Source organism: Sandaracinobacter sp. T42 (genome assembly GCF_059115405.1).
Genome location: NZ_CM181101.1, coordinates 1488033 through 1507995 on the forward strand (window position 1 = coordinate 1488033; position 19963 = coordinate 1507995).

Genomic DNA, 19963 nt, shown 5'->3' on the forward strand with positions numbered 1-19963 from the left:
CCCGGCCTCAGTGCGCGCCCTTCACGTTCCGCAGGTCGGGAATGGTCTCGAACTGGTGGAACGGGGGCGGGGAGGACAGCGTCCACTCAAGCGTGGTGGCGCCTTCGCCCCAGGGGTTGGCGGCGGCCTTCTTGCCGGCAAGCAGCGACCAGATGACGTTGATGAAGAAGATCACCATGCCGCCGAGCATGATCGCATAGCCCCAGGACGCGATGTTGTTCCAGTAGGCGAAGGCTTCCGGATAATCCGGGATCCGGCGCGGCATGCCATCCTGGCCGAGGAAGTGCATCGGGAAGAACAGCACGTTCACACCGATGAAGAACACCCAGAAGTGCAGCTTGCCGAGGAATTCATTGTATTCCCGGCCGGACATCTTCCCGAACCAGTAGTAGAAGCCCGCGAAGAGGCCGAACACCGCGCCCAGAGAGAGCACATAGTGGAAGTGCGCCACGACATAGTAGGTGTCGTGCATGTAGGTATCCACGCCGCCGTTCGACAGGACGACTCCGGTGACGCCGCCGACGGTGAACATGAAGATGAAGCCGATGGCCCACAGCATGGGCGTTTCGAAGCTGATCTTGCCGCCCCACATGGTGGCGATCCACGAGAAGATCTTGATGCCGGTGGGCACCGCGATGATCATCGTGGCGGCAGTGAAGTACATCTTGGTGTTCACGCTGAGGCCGACGGTGAACATGTGGTGCGCCCACACGACGAAGCCGACGAAGCCGATGGCAACCATGGCATAGGCCATGCCCAGATAGCCGAAGACGGGCTTGCGGCTGAAGGTGGAGATGATCTGGCTGACGATGCCGAAGGCCGGCAGGATCATGATGTACACTTCGGGGTGGCCGAAGAACCAGAACAGGTGCTGATAGAGGATCGGGTCACCGCCGCCTTCGGGGGCGAAGAAGGTGGTGCCGAAGTTGCGGTCCGTCAGCAGCATGGTGATGGCGCCGGCCAGAACGGGCAGCGACAGCAGCAGCAGGAAGGCGGTGACCAGCACCGACCACACGAACAGCGGCATCTTGTGCAGGGTCATCCCCGGCGCGCGCATGTTGAAGATGGTGGTGATGAAGTTGATGGCGCCCAGGATCGAGGCCGCACCGGCGAGGTGCAGCGAGAAGATCGCGAGATCGACCGCCGGCCCGGGGTGGCCCGAGGTGGAAAGCGGCGGATAGACCGTCCAGCCCGTACCCGCGCCGTCGAAGCCGGCGGGGCCGGGCACGAACATGGAAATGCCCAGCAGGACGAAGGCGACCGTCGTCAGCCAGTAGGAGACATTGTTCATCCGGGGGAAGGCCATGTCGGGCGCGCCGATCATGAGGGGGACGAACCAGTTGCCGAAGCCACCGATGACGGCCGGCATCACCATGAAGAACACCATGATGAGGCCGTGGCCGGTGATGAACACGTTCCACAGGTGATAGGCGGCGTCGATGTTGCCGTCGGTGAACCAGGGCAGGACCTGCATGCCGGGGTTCGCGAGTTCCCAGCGCATGAAGCCGGAGAGCGCGCCGCCGATGATCCCCGCGAAGATCGCGAAGATCAGGTAGAGCGTGCCGATGTCCTTGTGGTTGGTGGACAGGAACCAGCGGGCGAAGAAGCCCGGCTTGTGATCGTGATCGTCATGCGCGTGATGGTGATCATCGTGCGCGTGGAGTGCGTGTGTGGCCATCTGGCGGGTCCTTCTCAGGCGGCGGGCGCGGCAGGCGCGGCCGCCGGAGCTTCGGTTGTGATCTGGGGGGCTGCGGTGGGCGCGACGGCGGCGCGGACCGCGCCAGCGACCTGCGCGGGCGTCAGCGCGACCTTTTCGACCGCGATGCCGGGGCCCGTCGGCTCGATGCCGTCGGCGGCCTGCTTCATGCGCACCCAGCGCTTGAAATCCTCTTCAGGCAGGACTTCGATGGCGATGGGCATGAAGCCGTGCTTGGTGCCGCAAAGTTCGGAGCATTGGCCGTAATAGACACCGGGGCGATCCACCTTGAACCAGGCTTCGTTGATTCGACCGGGCACGGCGTCCATCTTCACCCAGAAGCTGGGCAGCGCGAAGCTGTGCAGCACGTCCGCGGCGGTGATCAGCACCTTCACCGTCTTGCCGGCGGGAACGACCAGGCGGTTGTCCACATCGAGCAGATAGGGTTCGCCGGCCTTTGCGGCTTCTTCCTTCGACAGCGGCACGGAATCAAAGCTGATTCCGCCGTAGTCGGGATATTCATAGCCCCAGTACCACTGGTAGCCTGTCACCTTCACGGTGACGTCGGCCTTGGGGGGGCTGTACTGGTTGGCGAGCAGCCGGAAGCTGGGGAAGGCGACCGCCAGCAGGATCAGCGCGGGCACCAGCGTCCAGATAACCTCGATGGTGAAATTGTGCGTGGTGGCACTGGGCGTTTCCACGGCTGCGGACCGGAAGCGGATGACGACCCAGATCAGCAGGCCGAGGACGAGAAGGGAAATCACGCCGATGATCGGGTTCAGGATCTTTTCCAGCAGGAACTTGGCTTCCTGCCCGATGGGCGTGAACTGATCCTGGACGGCGATGCCGGCGGGAACCGGCTGGCCGACGCCCGGCGTCGGCTTGGTGCGGGTGTAGCCCGCCAGCGCATCCGACTGCGCCGCGCTGTGAGCGGCGGCGGCGTCCGCCACTGCTTCGACGGCCGGCGCCGCCGTAGCCGCAATCGCCGCGACCGGCGTCGTGGCGGCTGCCGCCGTCGGCGCGGGGACGGTCTGGGCCGCTTCCTGCGCAGGGGCCGTGCCGGCCATCAACAGAGCCGCGGCAATGGCGGCACCCTTCAGGCCCGAAGGCCAACCCTTTTTCATTCCCTAATCCTCTGGTTCCGGGATTCTCGACGTCAAGCTGGGGCCATACCGGAGGGGAACGGGCACGACAAGAAGCTGTGAACCCGTGCGACGATCATCCCCATCCGCCGTTTAGGGGGCCTTCAGGCGGCGAGGTCGTCGAAGGCCGCCTCGCCGGCCTTGCCGAGCTGGGCGGCGACGGCCTTGCGCATGTCCTCTCCCTGAAGCATGGCCGCGTTCCAGACCGCCACATAATCAAGGCCCTGGTCGATCGTCATGTCGCGGCCGGCGTTCAGCACCTGCTTGATGCCGGCGATCGCCAGAGGGCTTTTCGCGGCGATCTCGCGCGCCAGCGCCAGGGCGCCTTCCACCGTTTGCGCATGATCGGCGTAGCTTCGGTTCAGGAAGCCCTGGGCCAGCGCCTCCTCCGCCTTCCAGCGGCGCCCGGTATAGGCCAGTTCCCGCACCAGCCCCTGCGGCAGCAGATAGGGAATGCGCTGAAGCGTGCCGACATCGGCAACGATGGCGATGTTCACTTCCTGGATCGTGAAGAAGCAGTCCGCGCTGCCCACGCGGATGTCGCAGGCAGTGATCAGGTCGACACCGCCGCCGATGCAGCCGCCCTGGATCGCGGCGATCACCGGCACGCGGCAGCGATCCACCACGCTGATGGTTTCCTGCATGTGCTTCACATGGCGCCGGAAGGCTTCCCGCGCGCGGCCGGCATCGGCGTGCGGGGCGGGCATGGAGGTGGCGGCCCAGTTCAGATCCAGTCCGGCCGTGAAATGGCGGCCCGTGGACGACAGCACCACGGCCCGGATCGACGGATCCGAATCGATTTCGGCGAAGACGGCGGGAATTTCGGTCCAGAAATCGCCGTTCATGGTATTCAGCGCCTCGGGCCGGTTCAGCCGCACATGGGCCACATGGTCTTCGACGGTGTAGGCGATCGAGGCGTAGGTCATCGCGGCTGCTTCCCTCTTGCGCTGCTCTCAGCTATCGGCAGGGGCATGACCCGCTTCACCGTGAACGGCAACCCCACACAATATCAGCTGGCGGCCGACACGCCGCTGCTGTGGGCCCTGCGCGAGGCTTCGAACCTGACGGGGACGAAGTTCGGCTGCGGGGCGGGGCTGTGCGGGGCCTGCACCGTGCATATCGATGGCGTTGCCCAGCGCAGCTGCCAGGTGCCGATCGGCACGATCGAGGGCACGTTCGTGACCACGATCGAAGGGCTTTCCGACGCGCGCGACCATCCGGTGCAGGCGGCCTGGCTGGAACAGCAGGTGCCCCAGTGCGGTTTCTGCCAGTCTGGCATGATCATGGCGGCGGCCGCCCTGCTGAAAGCGAACCCCAACCCCACCCGCGCCGACATCCGCGCCGCCATCAGCAACATCTGCCGCTGTGGCACCTATCCGCGGGTCGAAACGGCGATCCTGCGCGCCGCCGAACTGGCGCGCGGCGGCTGACGCGGGGGAGGTTGCAGGGGATGGGCGCCCGGGCCTGCGTAGGTCCCGGCATGAAACGCCTGTCTGCATTCGCCGCGCTGCTGGTTGCGGCGCCCGCCTTCGCCGCGCCGGTTTGCGACGGCATCCTGCCGGATCCGAAGCAGCAGCGGGACATCCCAATCCGCGTGCGGATGCCGGAAGGCGTTTCCGCCAGGGCGCCGGTCATCCTGTTCTCCCACGGGCTGGGCGGTTCGGTAGAGGCCGGCACCGCCTACGCCAGGGCCTGGGCGAAGGCGGGGTTCCTGGTCATCCATGTGCAGCATCCCGGTTCCGACACCGGCGTCTGGAAGGACAGCGCCAAGCCGAAACAGGCGCTGACGGGGGCCGCGAACGGGCGGCAACTGATGGCGCGCGTGGCGGACATGGGCCGTGCGGTGGATGCCGTTCAGGCGCGCATCAGGATCGGGCCCTGCGATCTTGCCATCGGCGACGTCGCCCGTCTGGGCGCGGCAGGGCACAGTTTCGGCGCCCACACCGTGCTTGCGCTGGCGGGGCAGAGCTTTGGCCCGCTCGGCGCGCGCGGGCGCGATCCGCGCTTCAGGGCCGTCGCCGCGCTTTCGCCCATCGCACCGCGCAACGACGGCGCGAATGCCCCGGCCGCCTTTGGCGGCATCCCCATTCCCGTGCTGGCCGCGACCGGCAGCGAGGATGACTCACCGTTCGCGAACGGCAAGGGTCTTGCGGAGATCACCGCCGCGCGCGCCGCCGTCTTCACCGCGTTGCCGCCGAGCCGGACGGGTCAGGCAAGCATCGGTTTGTGGCTGGCGGGCGCCGATCATGCCGACTTTTCAGGTGGCGGCGGGCGCGCCGGCGCCAGGCCGGATGCGCACGCCACTGCCGTGCTCTCGGCCGCGACGACAGCCTTCTTCACCGCGAACCTGGGCGGCAACGGCAGGCCCGATCTTGCCGCCACCCGCCGACTGCTGGCGCCGGGCGACAGGCTGAGCCAGCGCTGACCTTCAGATATCCGCGAACATGTGCCGTTCCGCCCTGGCGCCGGGGTGGGTGACGGCCCCGCGAGAGGCCGGGCCGACCGTCTGGCTGTAGCGGTAGAGGGCGCCAGACTGATAGTCGTGGACACGCGGCTGCCAGCCGGCGCGCCGGGCGGCCAGCGTGGCGTCGTCCACCAGCAGGTCGATCGTGCCGGCCTCCGCGTCGATGCGGATCCGGTCGCCATTCTCGATCAGGGCGATCGGGCCGCCCTCGGCTGCTTCCGGCCCGACATGGCCGATGCAGAAGCCGCGTGTCGCGCCGCTGAAGCGGCCATCTGTGATCAGGGCGACATGCTCGCCCATCCCCTGCCCATAGAGAGCAGCCGTGGTGGACAGCATTTCGCGCATGCCGGGGCCGCCCTTGGGGCCCTCATAGCGGATGACGAGGACTTCGCCCTTTTCATACTGCCGCTTCTCGACTGCTTCGAAGCAATCCTCCTCGCAGTCGAACACGCGCGCGGGGCCTTCGAACACCAGCTTGTGCAGGCCCGCAACCTTCACGATTGCCCCGTCGGGTGCGAGGCTGCCCTTCAGGCCGATCACCCCGCCGGTGGGGGTGATGGGGTTGTCGATGGGGCGGATCACGTCCTGGTCGGGGTTCCAGCGGATTTCCGCCAGATTTTCGGCGATGGTCCGGCCTGTCACCGTCAGGCAGTCGCCATGGAGGTAGCCGCCTTCCAGCAACGTCTTCATCACCATGTAGATGCCACCGGCCGCGTGCATGTCCTTGGCGACATAGCGGCCACCGGGCTTCAGATCGGCGATGTAGGGCGTGGTGCGGAAGATTTCGGCCACGTCGAACAGGGTGAACTCGATCCCGGCCTCATGCGCCATCGCGGGCAGGTGAAGCGCGGCGTTGGTGGAGCCGCCGGTGGCCGCCACCACGCGCGCGGCGTTTTCGAACGCCTTGCGGGTGCAGATGTCGCGCGGGCGGATGTTGCGTTCCAGCATGTGCATCACCGCGCGCCCGGCGGCGCGGGCGATGTCTTCCCGGCTTTCATAGGGGGCGGGCGCCATGTTGCTGTTGGGCAGCGACAGGCCGATGGCCTCCGCCACGCAGGCCATGGTGTTGGCAGTGAACTGGCCGCCGCAGGCACCATGACCGGGGCAGGCCACCTTTTCCAGCGCGATCAGTTCCTGCAGCGGACAATTGCCCGCCGCGTGCTGGCCGACGGCTTCGAACACGTCCAGCACGGTCACGTCCTTCTCGTGGAAGCGGCCCGGCAGGATGGAGCCGCCATAGACGAACACCGAAGGCACGTTGAGGCGCAACATCGCCATCATCATGCCCGGCAACGACTTGTCGCAGCCCGCGAAGCCGACAAGCGCATCATAGCAGTGACCGCGCACGGACAGTTCCACCGAATCCGCGATCACCTCGCGCGAGACGAGGCTGGCCTTCATGCCCTGGTGGCCCATGGCGATGCCGTCGGTGACGGTGATGGTGTTGAAGCGGCGCGGCATGCCGCCGCCTTCCTCGACGCCCTCGCGGCAGATGTCGGCCTGAAGGTCCAGCGTGGTGTTGCAGGGCGCACTGTCGTTCCCGGCCGACGCGATGGCGACGAAGGGCCTGGCGATATCCTCCTCGGTAAGGCCCATCGCATAATAATAGCTGCGGTGCGGGGCCTTGGACGGCCCGACCGAGACATGCCTGCTTGGCAGTTTCGACTTGTCGAAACCTGCGGGACGGCTGGGCTGCTTGGAATTGTCGAACGGCATTTCAGACTCCGGGTGGCGGTGTGCGCATTGCTGGCGGGCGGGTTAGGCCCCCGTGGGCGGGCACGTCAACGGCAAATTATTGCTGATTTTCTAAAATAGACGCAACAATATTACGAATCGGCCAAATGGGCGGCTAGATGCGAACCATTTTCATCATGGCGGGGTTGCCATAGCGTTCCCCTGCCGTGCCACCGACCGGGGCGGCCGCATTCAGTTCGGCAAGATCGGCCGCGCTCAGTTTCAGCATGGCGGCGCCCGCTGTGTCCTCCAGCGTGGCGCGGCGTTTGCAGCCGGGGATCGGCACCACGTCCGGCCCCTGCGCCAGCAGCCAGCCGATGGCGACCTGCGCGGCTGTCGCCCGGTGGCGGGCGGCCACGACCTTCACTGCCTCCACCAGTTTCATGTTCGCGTCGAAGTTCGCGCCCTGATAGCGCGGATCAGTCTTGCGGTAGTCGCTGTCGGGCAGGTCCTCCGCGCGTTTCGCCGTGCCCGCCAGGAACCCCCGGCCCAGCGGGGAATAGGGCACGAAGCCGATTCCCAGCTCCCGCACGATGGGCAGGATGTCTGGCTCGGCCGTGCGTTCCCACAGCGACCATTCGGATTGCAGCGCATCGATCGGGTGGGTGGCATGCGCCCGGCGGATGGTTTCGGGGCCTGCCTCTGACAAGCCAATGGCGAGGATCTTCCCCTCGCGCTTCAGGTCCGCCAGCGTGCCGACGACATCCTCGATCGGAACCTTCGGATCCACGCGATGCTGGTAGAACAGGTCGATGCGGTCGGTGCGCAGGCGTTTGAGCGAGGCTTCGCAGACGGCGCGGATGTGATCCGGGCGGCTGTTCACGCCCACTGAGCGGCCGTTGATGATGTCGAAGCCGAACTTGGTGGCGATGATGGCCTTGTCGCGCCGGTCGGCCAGCGCCTCGCCCAGCAGTTCCTCGTTGGCGAAGGGGCCATAGACTTCGGCGGTGTCGAGGAAATCCATGCCGATCTCCAGCGCGCGGTGCAGCGTGGCGATCGCCTCTGCCCGGTCCACCGCGCCATACATGGCCGCCATGCCGTTCACGCCCGCCATGCCCATGCAGCCGAGGCCGATTGCCGATACCTGAAGTGAACCGAGCATCCTGCGTTCCATGCTTGCCTCCCGTTCGGAACAGCGCCTATCTGCCGCCAAGTAGGAAGCGAGGATGCCGATGGCAAAGCGCTATTTCGGGACCGACGGGATCAGGGGGGCCGCAAACGGGCTGAAAATGACCCCGGAACTGGCGATGAAGGTGGGGCAGGCGGCAGGTACGCTGTTCCTCGACGGGCCGACCAAGCACCGGGTGCTGATCGGCAAGGACACGCGGCTTTCCGGCTATATGCTGGAACAGGCGCTGACGGCCGGCTTCACCAGCGTGGGCATGGACGTGGTGCAGGTGGGGCCGATGCCGACGCCCGCGGTCGCCATGCTGACGCGGGAGATGCGGGCGGACATCGGCGTGATGCTGTCGGCCAGCCACAACCCCTTTCACGACAACGGCATCAAGCTGTTCGGGCCCGACGGCTACAAGCTGACGGACGCGCAGGAGGAAGCGATCGAGACGCTGATCGACAGCGGCGTGCCGCTCGTGGACGGCGAGCGTATCGGCCGCGCGCGGCGGATCGACGATGCGCGCGGGCGCTACATCCACGCGGTCAAATCGAGCGTGCCGGACGGTGTCAGGCTGGATGGCCTGAAGGTCGTTCTGGATTGCGCCAACGGCGCGGCCTATCGCGTTGCGCCGGAGGCGCTGTGGGAACTGGGCGCCGAACTGGTTTCGATCGGGGTCAATCCGGACGGGGTCAACATCAACGCCGGCTGCGGCTCCACCCACCCGCAAGAGCTGGCGGCAAAGGTGGTGGAAACCGGGGCCGATATCGGACTGGCGCTGGACGGTGACGCTGACCGGCTGATCGTGGTGGATGAAACCGGCCGCATCGTGGACGGCGACCAGATCATGGGCGTGATTGCCCGGCACCTGCTGTCGGCCGGCAAGCTGAAGGGCGGCGCGCTGGTGACGACCGTGATGTCGAACATCGGGCTGGAGAAATTCCTGGAAGGCCTGGGGATCGGCATGATCCGCACTGCCGTGGGCGACCGGCATGTGCTGGAGGCAATGCGGGTGCGGGGCTGCAACCTGGGGGGCGAACAATCCGGCCACATCATCCTGTCAGACCATGCCACGACGGGCGACGGGTTGCTGGCCGGCCTGCAACTACTGAGCCTGCTGGTGGCGGACGGGCGCAAGGCGAGCGAGGTGCTGACCTGTTTCAGCCCCTGGCCGCAACTGCTGAAGAATGTGCGGCAGGAACCCTCGGTGCTGGAGACGGACGGGGTGAAGGCGGCCATCGCGGCGGCTGAAAAGGCGCTGGAGGGGCGCGGACGGCTGCTGGTGCGCAAATCCGGTACGGAGCCGTTGATCCGTGTGATGGCGGAAGGGCAAGACGAAGCGCTGGTGCGGCGCACCGTTGAGTCCGTGTGCGAGGCAGTGGTGCGGGCTGCATGATGGAGTCTCTGACGCACGCGAATTCATGGCACATGCCGCGCGTCCTCATCATTGCCGGTTCGGATTCCGGCGGCGGCGCGGGTATCCAGGCCGACATCAAGACGGTGACGATGCTGGGCGGCTATGCCGCGACCGCCGTGACGGCGATCACCGTTCAGAACACGCTTGGCGTTTCCGCCGTGCATCCGGTGCCGCCGGAAATCGTCGGCGCCCAGATCCGGGCCGTGCTGGACGACATCGGGGCGGATGCGATCAAGATCGGCATGCTGGGGGACATCGCCACCATCGACGCGGTGGCGGACGCCCTGACGGGTGTTTCCATGCCCATCGTGCTGGACCCGGTGATGGTGGCGAAGGGCGGGGCCGCCCTGCTGGCGGACGATGCGGCAGGGGCGTTGGTGGCGCGGCTGCTGCCGGTTGCCGCGGTGGTGACGCCCAATGTGCCGGAACTGGCCGTGCTGACGGGGGCCGAAGCCGGCGACGAGGTGGACATGCTGCTGGCCGCACAGGAATTGCTGGGGCAGGGACCGGCGGCCGTTCTGGCAAAGGGTGGCCATCTGCCGGGCGACCGGGTGGTGGACTGGCTGGTGAGCCACAACGCCCAGCAACGGTTCGAGGCACCGCGCATACAGGGGGGAAACACCCACGGCACCGGCTGCACGCTGGCCAGCGCCATCGCCACCGGTCTGGCTGCGGGCCTTCCGCTGGCGACAGCGGTGGAGCGTGCGCGCGCCTATCTTCTCTCCGCACTGGCGGCCGCGCCCGGCCTTGGCAGAGGGCATGGCCCGCTGGGCCACAATTTCGCACTGCGATGAGCGGACCCAAAGTGTGAGCGGACTTCGCTGGGGGCTGGAGGGGGATTTCCCCGGCCTCGTCTTCGGGGTTGATGAAGTGGGGCGCGGGCCTCTGGCAGGACCGGTGGTGGCGGCCGCCTGCTGCCTGTCGCCCGAATCGGTGCCGGCAGGCCTGGCTGATTCGAAGGCGGTGCCGGCACCACGCCGCGCGCGCATTGCGGCGGCCTTGCAACTGGTGGCCGTGGCGGAAGCGACGGTCGAGGAAATCGACCGTCTGAACATCCTGCGGGCCAGCCATCTGGCGATGCAGCGGGCAGTGGCGGCGCTGGCGGATCGGATCGGCCCGCCGGCCATGGTGCTGGTGGACGGCAAGCTGCTGCCCGGATTCGATTTTCCCGCGCGCGCCATCGTGAAGGGAGATGCGCAGGTGGCCTGTATCGCCGCCGCGGCAATCGCCGCGAAGGTGGCGCGCGATGCGATCATGGTGGGGCTGGATGCCGAATGTCCGGGTTACGGCTGGGCGCGGAACATGGGCTATGGCACGGCGCAGCACCTGGCCGCGATCCGCGAAATCGGTGTGACACGGCACCACCGGCAGAGCTTTGCGCCCGTCCGGAATGCGAAAAGCGGCTGTTGAGTCTTTTCGGCAACAACCCCGACATCTGGTGGTTGAAGGCCGTGACGGGACTCAAGGGCTTGTGGCAAGCGCGAATTGCGAGTCCGTTCGTGAAGACTCTGACATAAACACATGACTTGACGACAGATTCTCCCAGACTCCAACCATGGGGCGTAAATGGTTCGAGAGGGGTTTCAGTGGTTCGCGATCAGATCATCCTTGGGGACAGCATCGCGGAGATGGCGCGTCTGCCGGAAGAATCGGTGGACCTGATCTTCGCCGATCCGCCCTACAATCTGCAGCTGGGCGGCGATCTGACCCGGCCGGACGGCAGCCATGTGGATGCCGTGACAGACGCCTGGGACAAGTTCGGCAGCTTCGCCGATTATGACCGCTTCACCCGCGACTGGCTGTCGGCCGCGCACCGGGTGATGAAGCCCAACGCCGGGCTGTGGGTGATCGGCACCTATCACAACATCTTCCGTGTGGGCGCGATCCTGCAGGATCTGGGCTTCTGGGTGCTGAACGACATCGTGTGGCGCAAGGCGAACCCGATGCCGAACTTCAAGGGCACGCGCTTCACCAACGCCCATGAAACGCTGATCTGGGCCTCCAAGAGCCCGCGCGCGCGTCCGACCTTCAACTACAAGGCGATGAAGGCGCTGAACGAGGATCTGCAGATGCGGTCGGACTGGGTGCTGCCCATCTGTTCCGGCTCGGAACGGGTGAAGGTGGATGGCGTGAAGGCGCACCCCACACAGAAGCCCGAGGCGCTGCTGCATCGCATCCTGCTGGCGACGTCCAATGAAGGCGACCTGGTGCTGGACCCCTTCTTCGGCTCCGGCACGACGGGCGCCGTCGCCAGGCGGCTGGGCCGGCACTGGATCGGGATCGAGCGCGAACAGAAATATGCCCGGGTGGCCGAAGCGCGGATCGCGGCCGTCACGCCGCTGCCCGCCGAGGACCGGGTGATCACCGGGGAGAGCCGCACCGCACCGCGCGTTGCCTTCGGCCAGCTGGTGGAAACCGGCCTGCTCAGCCCCGGCGCGACGCTGACCGACCGGCAACGCCGGCACCGGGCGCGGGTGCGTGCGGATGGCTCGCTGGCGCTGGAAGGCGGCCTGCAGAAGGGCAGGGCGGGTTCCATCCACCAGCTGGGTGCCGCCGTTCAGGGCCTGCCAAGCTGCAACGGCTGGACCTTCTGGCATGTGGAAACCGCTTCTCGCCTGGTTCCGCTTGACCAGATGCGGGAGGCTTATCGGGCACGAGCCGGGGCATAACCGGACGCAAGTTCAGCCGGGGCCCTGTGCCCCGGCGGGTCGCATAAATCATGGGCGCGCGGCTGGGCTTCTCACCCGCCGTGACGACAGTTCGGGGGCTGAACCCCCGGCGCCGGCACCTTCCGACTGCCGGATGGCCCGACCTGCCGCTTCACCGCCCGGCCTTCAGCCGGGGCCTCACCCCCGGCGATCCGGGGCCGGGCGGTGAACGGCGCTGTCCACAGGGCACAAGAGGCGCATGTGTCTTGCATTGATATGTTGTAACATATAGCAGTTCGGCAAATCCAATCTGCCGGAGTCGCCATGCGCCGCCTTACCGCCCGCCTTCTGCTGTCCTGTGCCCTGGTTTCCGCCCCTGTCAGCGCAGAGGATACGGCCCAGGACATCCATGATCCGGTCGGCGCCGACATCATCGTCACGGCGGCCTTTGCCCGCGACCGCTTCGCCCTGCCGACAGCGGTGGGTGTGCTGGAGGGGGAGGCTCTGTCGCGGAACATCCGCGGTTCCATCGGCGAAACGCTTGCAAGGCAGCCCGGGGTCTCCGCGAGCTTCTTCGGGCCCAACGCCTCCCGGCCGATCCTGCGCGGCTTCGATGCGGAACGGGTGCGCATCCTGACGGACGGCATCGGCAGCTTCGATGTTTCCAATGCGTCGGCAGACCATGCGGTGGCCATCAACCCCTTGCTGGCGGACCGGGTGGAAGTGGTGCGCGGGCCTGCCGCGCTGCTCTATGGATCGGGCGCGATCGGCGGTGTCGTGAACGTGACGGACCGGCGCATCGCACGCGAAATCCCGGCGGAATGGGCCCATGTGGAAGCGATGGGCACGCTGGCGAGCGCAGCGAAGGAACGCAGCGCGGCGGCCTCCATCGACGTGCCACTTGGACGGACGGGCCTGGTTGCCCATGCCGACGGCAGTTATCTGAAAACGGGCGACTATCGCGTGGGCGGCTACATCTTCTCCGGTGCGCTCCGCGAGGAAGCCGCGCATGAAGGCGGCGAGGTCGCGCAGGAGGCGCAGGCGCGCGGGCGTGTCGCCAATACGGACGCGCGCAGCTGGGAAATTGCCGGCGGTCTTTCCTGGATCGGAAATGACGGCGGCAGCATGGGTGTCTCTCTGTCCCGTATGGCGAGTAATTATGGCGTCCCGGGCACGCTGACGCTTTCACACGACCATGGCCATGACGACGATCATGACGACCATGCCGACGACGGTGACGATCACGGCCATTCGCACGACGAGGTTCGGCTGGACATGCGACAGACCCGCCTGGACGCGCGGGCGGAAGTGCCCATGTCCGGGGCCTTCGAGACCCTGAATTTCCGCTTCGGCTGGGCGGATTACCGGCATGACGAAGTGGAAAGCACGGGCGAGATCGGCACCAGCTTCTTCAACAATTCGCTGGAGGCCCGGGCCGAACTGGTCCAGCGCGAACGGGGCGGCTGGAAGGGTGCCTCCGGTATCCAGTTCATGACGCGGCGGTTCGAGGCTGTCGGCGAGGAGGCGGTGGTTCCGCTGAACCTGACAGATCAGCTGGGCCTGTTCACGGTGCAGAATTTCGAGCTGGGCCGCGTGAACATCGAAATGGGCGGCCGGTTCGAACACAGTGATGTCCGCTCTGCGCCGCTCGGTGTGGCGCGCAGCTTCGATGCCTTCTCAGGCTCCGTCGGGGGATCGGTGCCGTTGGCTGAAGGGCTGCGGCTGGCGGCGAGCATCGCCTATACCGAGCGCGCACCGGCCGCCGAGGAACTGTTCTCCAACGGCCCGCATGCCGCAACCCGCAGCTACGAGATCGGCAATCCCGATCTGGCCAAGGAACGCAGCATCGGCGTGGAGGCGGTTCTGCGCGGCCGCGGCGATGGTTGGCGGTTCGAACTGTCTGGCTTCTTCAACCGCTTCGAGAATTTCATTTATCTGAACCCAACGGGTGAAGAGGCGGACGAACTGCCGGTCTACGCCTATACGCAGGCGGGCGCCCGCTATTGGGGGATGGAAGCCGAAGGCTCGGTGACGGTCGCGAGCTTCGGAGAGACCGACATCGACCTGACCGGAATGGCCGATTTCGTGCGCGCCGACATCCTGGGCGGCGGCGGCCCGGTGCCGCGCATCCCGCCGCTGCGCCTGATCGGTGGCGTGGAAGCCAATGGCGGTCGCTTCGGCGGCCGGCTGGAGGCCGAGCATGTGACCCGCGCCGACCGTTTGGCTGCGAACGAGTCCGTGACGCCGGCCTTCACGCTGGTGAACCTGTCCGCCAGCTGGCGTCCGTTCGGCGATGCAAGCCCGACGTCGCTGATCGCTTCGGTCAACAATGTCTTCGACGTGGAGGCCCGACGCCACGCCAGCTTCCTGAAGGATTATGCCCCGCTGCCGGGCCGGGATTTCCGGCTGACGGCGCGCATCAGTTTCTAGGGCGCGCGCGCTGCGGCCGCGCCCCGATGTCAGCCCTTGGGGCAGGCGTTGCGGAACTGGAGGAGCGTGTCTGCGGCGGGTGCGGGCGCCGTGGCGCGGCCGGCGAAGCTGACGACCACGAAGCGGCTGCTGCGACTGATGCCGTCCAGGAAGGCGGGGGCGTTATCCAGCAGGCCGTCGATGCGGGCGCCGCCAGACGGCAGGACTCGCCCTGTCGAGCCGATCAGGATTTCGCGATTGCCCTGGAACACGCTGAGGCGGGTGGGGAATTCCCCTTCCGTGACATTGCGCGGCAGGCGCCGGGTCCAGGTGGACAGGCTGGTTCCGCTGGCGGAGCAGTCCATCCGGAAGGCGTTGGCGGTTTCGGGCTTGCCGAAGACCAGCGCGGCCGTGCCTTCACCGGTGACAACGGCCCATTGGGACCGGGCCTGTGCCGGAACGGTGGCAGCGAGCAAGGCTGCGGACAAGGCGGCGAGGATCGGAATGCGCATGGTCCGCCCATAGGCCCCTGCACGCCGCTGCGCCAGACGGAATGGAAGGCGAAGGGATTGCCGACAGGCGCCGCGGCTTGATAGCCTGAGCGCATGGGATCGATCAAAGCCCCGTCAGCCGGCCAGCCGCCCATCCGGCTGTTTCTTTCCTATGCCCGTGCTGACCAGCCTGCGGCGGAACGCCTGGCTCTGGCGCTGGAGAAGGCGGGGTTCGCCGTCTGGTGGGATGGCGCGCTGGAAGGCGGCCATCATTTCGCGGCCGAGATCGAGCGCGAACTGAATGCGGCGGATGCCGTGATCGTGCTGTGGTCCGAAGCCTCGGTGAAATCCGGCTGGGTTCTGGACGAAGCGATGCACGGCCGCGACAGAGGATGCCTGATCCCGGTGCGGTTCGATGAAACGGTCCCACCGCTCGGCTTCCGCCAGATCCAGGCAATCGATCTGGATGCGGGCGATTCACCGCGGGAGATCGAGTCGATCGGCCGTGCCGTCGCGCGGATCCGCGGCTTGCCGGTGCAGGAGCCCGGCAGCCATCCGCGATCGGAGCCCGGCCGGCAACGGCGCGGAAAGGCAACGGGCGAACAGAGGCCCGTATGGGTTCCGTTCGCCTGGGCCCTGTTCGGAATGGTCTGGGCGCTGATCTTCTGGGGAATGGCCAGGAACGGCTGACCATTCCCCGGAAAAAGGCTGAATCAGCCCTGTGATTGCGCCCGGGGGCCACCGCCACCGCCGCCACGATGGCGACGGTTTCCGCCGGGGCGTCCGCCGCCCGGTTTGCGCGCGTCGCGCGCACCACCCGGGTGGCGTTCGCCGCGTGCTGTACCGGGATGCGCATGTGCGGCCTGATCTTCGCTGCCTGCCGTCTGCGGCCTTCTGCCGCCACCATGGCCCTGCGGCCGCCCGCCGCCTTCATGCGCATGCGGCCGCCCGCCACCGTCATGGGAATGCGGCCGCGCTCCGCTGCGGCGCCCGCCACCCGGCCTGTCGCCGAAGCGGCGCGGGGCGTTGCGATGGGTGCCGACTTCGCCGGACCGGGCATGATCCTCATGCTCCTGCCCCTTGGCGACCGGCATGGGCTTGGGCAGCTTCGCAGCTTCCTTCAGGAAATTGTCCGGCAGGGGCAGCACGTCCACCTTCTGGCGGGTCAGCTTCTCGATGTCCTTCAGATAGGGCTTCTCATCCGGCGCGCAGAAGCTGACGGCGATGCCGTCAAGGCCTGCGCGGGCGGTGCGGCCGATGCGGTGGACATATTGTTCCGGAACGTTCGGCAGTTCGAAGTTGATCACGTGCGAAACGGCGTCGATGTCGATGCCGCGCGCGGCGATGTCGGTCGCCACCAGAACGCCGATCTCGCCGCGCTTGAAGGCGTCCAGCGCGCGTTCGCGTTGCGGCTGGCTCTTGTTGCCGTGGATCGCGGCCGAACGGATACCCGCGCCCGCCAGGTGACGCACCACGCGGTCCGCGCCATGCTTGGTGCGGGTGAACACCAGGCATTTGGCGAATTCGGGCTGGCGCAGCGTCAGTGTCAGCAGCGCCTGCTTTTCCGCCTGGTTCAGGAAGGTCACATATTGCCGGACCTTTTCCGCCGTGGTGGCGACAGGCGTCACCTCCACCTTCACCGGGTTCACCAGATAACGGCCGGCAAGGTCGGCGATGGAAGCCGGCATCGTGGCGGAGAAGAACAGGCTCTGCCGCTGGCGCGGCAGGATCTGGGCGATGCGCTTCAGGGCGTGGATGAAGCCGAGATCCAGCATCTGGTCGGCTTCGTCCAGCACCAGAACTTCCACCTGGTCCAGCAGCAGCGAGCGGCGGTCCACCAGGTCGAGCAGGCGGCCCGGCGTCGCGACCAGCACGTCCGCGCCGGAGAAGATCTGCTTTTCCTGACGCGGGATCGGCACGCCGCCGAACACGGTCAGAACCGTCAGCTTCAGGAAGCGGGCGTAGGCGCGGAAGCTGTCCGCGATCTGCGTCGCCAGTTCGCGCGTGGGGGCAAGCACCAGCACGCGCGGCGCCATCTTCTTGCGCGGGGCGGGATTGTTGATGATGTAGTTCAGGATGGGCAGCGCGAAGGCCGCCGTCTTGCCGGTGCCCGTCTGTGCGATACCCAGCAGATCACGCCCTTCCATCGCGGGCGGAATCGCCTGCTTCTGGATGGGGGTGGGCGTTTCATAGCCCTCTTCTGACAGGGCAACGAGGAGCGGCTGGGCAAGGCCCAGGCTTTCGAATGTGGTCAATTCTCGTCTTTCAGGTCTGACCCGCGCACAGCTTCCGGAAGAAGCTGCGCTTGAGCCGGTCAGACATCCCGCGTGGCAGGAATGTCGTTCAGGATTGCAGCGGCAAACCCGGGGTCGGTTCGGACGGATCCGATGCGATCACGCGCCCCGGCGACTGGGCTCCTCGCACGCCTGAAAGTTCAGGCGGAGGCCATCGCTGCGCTGCGGCATATATGGCAGCATGCCCGAACAATCAAGACGCACAAGGAAAAGGGCGGCGCCCCTGGAGAGCGCCGCCCCAATCCTGGCCCGGGCCGATTACTCGGCGGGTGCGAGGTGCGGGTTGCCCAGATGGCTCCGGCGATAGCCATAGAGCCGGTAGACGATGAGCCCGATCACGCTCCAGCCGAGGAACATCAGTTCGGTGTAGCCGGAGAGCTGGGTGAACAGGAAGATGCAGCCCGCAGCCGCCAGAGGGGCCACCAGCCAGACGGCGGGGGTGCGGAAGTGCCGTTCCCGCTGGGGCTGCGTGCGCCGCAGCACCATCACGCCGATCGCGACCAGCGCGAAGGCGAACAGCGTGCCGGAGTTCGAGATATCCGCCAGCGCGCCGACCGGGAACAGGGCGGCGAACACGGCGACGAACAGGCCGGTGCAGATCGTCACCACATGCGGCGTGCCATATTTGGGGTGCAGCTTCGAGAACATTCCCGGCAGCAGGCCGTCGCGGCTCATGGTGAAGAAGATGCGGGTCTGGCCGAACATCATCATCAGGATCACCGAGGGCAGGGCGATACCGGCCGCGATCGCGACGAGGTCGCCGGCCCAGCCATGGCCGATCTCACGCAGCACATAGGCCAGCGCTTCCTTCGACGAAGCCAGTTCGCCGGTCGGCTGCGCGCCGACGGCGCCGATCCCGCCGGCGGCGACCAGCAGGTAGATGACGGTGCAGATGGCCAGGCTTCCGATCAGCCCGATCGGGATGTTGCGCTGCGGGTTGATGGTTTCTTCGGCAGCTGTCGAGACGGCATCGAAACCGACATAGGCGAAGAAGATCGAGGCCGCCGCCGCCGCCACGCCGACCGTCACCATGTTGCCGCTGATCGGGTCGATCACGTTCCGTGCGAAGAAGCCGTTGGGCGCAAAGGGCTGAAAGTTGGCGGAGTCGATGGCCGGGATCGCCAGCGCGATGAACAGCGCCAGCGCCGCCACCTTGATGAACACCAGGAAGGTGTTGAAGCGCGCGCTTTCCTTGGTGCCGACGATCAGCAGGCCCATGCACACAAGCCCGATCAGCATTGCCGGCAGGTTGATGAGGCCCGGCGTCTTGTCGAACGGCCCGTTGGTGAAGGTGGTCGGCACCGACACGTTGAACAGTTCTTCCACAAGCCGGACCATATAGCCTGACCAGCCCACCGACACGGCAGAGGCCGCGATTGCATATTCCAGCACCAGCGCCCAGCCGACGATCCAGGCGACCAGCTCGCCGAGTGTCCCGTAGCTGTAGGTGTAGGCCGAGCCCGAGACGGGCACCATCGAGGCCATTTCGGCATAGCAGAGTGCCGCAAGTCCGCAGACCACGGCCGCGATCACGAAGCTGATCATCATCGCCGGCCCCGCCTTGGTGGCGGCCTCCGCGGTCAGCACGAAGATGCCGGTGCCGATGATCGCGCCGATGCCCAGCATCGTCAGTTGAAAGGCGCCAAGCGTGCGCGTCAGCGCCTTTCGTTCGGCGGTTGCGAGTATTTCGTCCAGTGGCTTCACGCGCCAGAATATCATGCTGTTCTCCTGAACCCTGTGGATGGGGGGCTTTGCCCCCCGGGTTTCCTCCCCCGAGGTAACCCATGCATGGGCCAGACCGTGGTGCGGCCGAGGCCCGCCGTCAAGCGAGGATGCGGCGGCCAGCGGGCCGCCGCGTCACTCAGCGCATCAGCATCGGCCCGAGCGGCCGGCCGCCGAAGATATGCACATGCAGATGCGGCACTTCCTGGTGGCTGTCGACGCCGGCATTGGCGAGGATCCTGTAGCCCGGCTCCTCCAGCCCGAGCTGTCGCGCCACTTCGCCGACGGCCCGCCAGAATCCGGCCTGAAGGGCATCGGGCGCGTTCGCGGAAAAATCCGCCAGAGACACATAGGCCCCCTTGGGGATCACCAGCACATGAACCGGCGCCTGCGGGTTGATGTCGTGGAAGGCGAAGGCATGCTCATTCTCGAACACTGGCTTCGCCGGGATTTCCCCGCGCAGGATGCGGGCGAAGATGTTGCCATCGTCATAAGGCGCCCCGTTCTTCACGCTCATGTCAGTCTCCCAGCCTTTTCCTCGATGCCGGATCGTCCTTCCCGCCGCTCCAGTTCCGCCAGCACGTCGGCCAGGGGGATGCCGCGCTGGTTCAGCAGGATCAGCAGATGAAACAGCAGGTCGGCTGCCTCGCCCACAAGGGCCGCATCATCTTCCGCAAGGGCCGCGATCACGGTTTCCACCGCTTCCTCGCCCAGTTTCTGCGCGATCTTCAGCGGGCCCTTCGCCAGCTGCTTCGCCACATAGCTTTTGTCCGCCTTGCCCTCTTTCGCGCGGGCGGCGATCGTCGCTTCCAGCCGTTCCAGTATCATGGTCATG

General features: G+C 66.8%; 18 protein-coding genes. 8 read left to right on the forward strand and 10 right to left on the reverse strand.

Annotated elements, in window-relative coordinates; genetic code table 11:
* Positions 1 to 7: 7 nt before the first annotated feature.
* The 3 genes from ctaD to ACW9TV_RS07170 form a co-directional block, all read right to left on the reverse strand.
* On the reverse strand, positions 8 to 1678 hold the full coding sequence (ctaD, locus tag ACW9TV_RS07160; protein ID WP_494302819.1) for a cytochrome c oxidase subunit I: 1671 nt from the start codon (positions 1676 to 1678) through the stop codon (positions 8 to 10).
* A gap of 14 nt (positions 1679 to 1692) precedes the next feature.
* Entirely contained in the window at positions 1693 to 2820 is a 1128-nt protein-coding gene (gene coxB / locus ACW9TV_RS07165) for a cytochrome c oxidase subunit II (protein ID WP_494302820.1), read from the reverse strand.
* Positions 2821 to 2942: 122 nt separating this feature from the next.
* A complete protein-coding gene (locus tag ACW9TV_RS07170) occupies positions 2943 to 3764 on the reverse strand; it encodes a crotonase/enoyl-CoA hydratase family protein (RefSeq protein ID WP_494302821.1) in 822 nt (273 codons plus the stop codon).
* A 45-nt stretch (positions 3765 to 3809) separates the two neighbouring features.
* Here ACW9TV_RS07170 and ACW9TV_RS07175 point away from each other — a divergent pair, with 45 nt between their 5' ends.
* Positions 3810 to 4268: a (2Fe-2S)-binding protein gene (locus ACW9TV_RS07175; RefSeq protein ID WP_494302822.1), complete on the forward strand. Its 459-nt coding sequence runs from the start codon at positions 3810 to 3812 to the stop codon at positions 4266 to 4268.
* A gap of 50 nt (positions 4269 to 4318) precedes the next feature.
* Positions 4319 to 5263 (forward strand): alpha/beta hydrolase family protein, encoded by a 945-nt coding sequence (locus ACW9TV_RS07180; protein WP_494302823.1) that lies wholly within the window; start codon positions 4319 to 4321, stop codon positions 5261 to 5263.
* 3 nt (positions 5264 to 5266) lie between these two features.
* Here the strand turns inward: ACW9TV_RS07180 and ilvD are convergent, their stop codons facing one another.
* Together ilvD and ACW9TV_RS07190 are read right to left on the reverse strand one after the other, a co-directional pair.
* The gene (ilvD, locus tag ACW9TV_RS07185) at positions 5267 to 7018 is read right to left on the reverse strand and encodes a dihydroxy-acid dehydratase (protein WP_494302824.1); all 1752 of its coding nucleotides are present in this window, start codon (positions 7016 to 7018) and stop codon (positions 5267 to 5269) included.
* A 133-nt stretch (positions 7019 to 7151) separates the two neighbouring features.
* Complete coding sequence (locus ACW9TV_RS07190; protein WP_494302825.1) at positions 7152 to 8150, reverse strand: aldo/keto reductase; 999 nt, start codon at positions 8148 to 8150, stop codon at positions 7152 to 7154.
* Positions 8151 to 8208: 58 nt separating this feature from the next.
* Between ACW9TV_RS07190 and glmM the strand changes: the two genes are divergently transcribed.
* From glmM to ACW9TV_RS07215, 5 genes are all read left to right on the forward strand, one after another.
* On the forward strand, positions 8209 to 9543 hold the full coding sequence (gene glmM, locus ACW9TV_RS07195; RefSeq protein ID WP_494305055.1) for a phosphoglucosamine mutase: 1335 nt from the start codon (positions 8209 to 8211) through the stop codon (positions 9541 to 9543).
* A 32-nt stretch (positions 9544 to 9575) separates the two neighbouring features.
* On the forward strand, positions 9576 to 10358 hold the full coding sequence (thiD, locus tag ACW9TV_RS07200) for a bifunctional hydroxymethylpyrimidine kinase/phosphomethylpyrimidine kinase (protein WP_494302826.1): 783 nt from the start codon (positions 9576 to 9578) through the stop codon (positions 10356 to 10358).
* Positions 10359 to 10371: 13 nt separating this feature from the next.
* Positions 10372 to 10974 carry a ribonuclease HII gene (gene rnhB, locus ACW9TV_RS07205; protein ID WP_494302827.1) on the forward strand — a complete coding sequence of 201 codons (603 nt, stop codon included), beginning with the start codon at positions 10372 to 10374 and terminating at the stop codon, positions 10972 to 10974.
* Positions 10975 to 11192: 218 nt separating this feature from the next.
* Positions 11193 to 12233, forward strand: coding sequence for a site-specific DNA-methyltransferase (locus tag ACW9TV_RS07210; RefSeq protein WP_494305056.1), 1041 nt, complete (start codon positions 11193 to 11195; stop codon positions 12231 to 12233).
* Between the two features lie 303 nt (positions 12234 to 12536).
* Positions 12537 to 14642 carry a TonB-dependent receptor gene (locus tag ACW9TV_RS07215; protein WP_494302828.1) on the forward strand — a complete coding sequence of 702 codons (2106 nt, stop codon included), beginning with the start codon at positions 12537 to 12539 and terminating at the stop codon, positions 14640 to 14642.
* A 29-nt stretch (positions 14643 to 14671) separates the two neighbouring features.
* On the opposite strand, the gene ACW9TV_RS07220 is transcribed toward ACW9TV_RS07215, so the two are convergent.
* Entirely contained in the window at positions 14672 to 15133 is a 462-nt protein-coding gene (locus tag ACW9TV_RS07220; RefSeq protein WP_494302829.1) for a hypothetical protein, read from the reverse strand.
* Positions 15134 to 15226: 93 nt separating this feature from the next.
* On the opposite strand from ACW9TV_RS07220, the gene ACW9TV_RS07225 reads away from it, so the two are divergent.
* Positions 15227 to 15802 carry a toll/interleukin-1 receptor domain-containing protein gene (locus tag ACW9TV_RS07225; RefSeq protein ID WP_494302830.1) on the forward strand — a complete coding sequence of 192 codons (576 nt, stop codon included), beginning with the start codon at positions 15227 to 15229 and terminating at the stop codon, positions 15800 to 15802.
* A 23-nt stretch (positions 15803 to 15825) separates the two neighbouring features.
* On the opposite strand, the gene ACW9TV_RS07230 is transcribed toward ACW9TV_RS07225, so the two are convergent.
* The 4 genes from ACW9TV_RS07230 to ACW9TV_RS07245 form a co-directional block, all read right to left on the reverse strand.
* Positions 15826 to 17367, reverse strand: coding sequence for a DEAD/DEAH box helicase (locus tag ACW9TV_RS07230; protein ID WP_494302831.1), 1542 nt, complete (start codon positions 17365 to 17367; stop codon positions 15826 to 15828).
* A gap of 297 nt (positions 17368 to 17664) precedes the next feature.
* Complete coding sequence (locus tag ACW9TV_RS07235; RefSeq protein ID WP_494302832.1) at positions 17665 to 19125, reverse strand: amino acid permease; 1461 nt, start codon at positions 19123 to 19125, stop codon at positions 17665 to 17667.
* 142 nt (positions 19126 to 19267) lie between these two features.
* The gene (locus tag ACW9TV_RS07240) at positions 19268 to 19645 is read right to left on the reverse strand and encodes a histidine triad nucleotide-binding protein (protein ID WP_494302833.1); all 378 of its coding nucleotides are present in this window, start codon (positions 19643 to 19645) and stop codon (positions 19268 to 19270) included.
* Positions 19642 to 19962: a phosphoribosyl-ATP diphosphatase gene (locus ACW9TV_RS07245; protein WP_494302834.1), complete on the reverse strand. Its 321-nt coding sequence runs from the start codon at positions 19960 to 19962 to the stop codon at positions 19642 to 19644. The genes ACW9TV_RS07240 and ACW9TV_RS07245 overlap by 4 nt, the downstream gene beginning before the upstream one ends.
* Position 19963 lies beyond the last annotated feature (1 nt).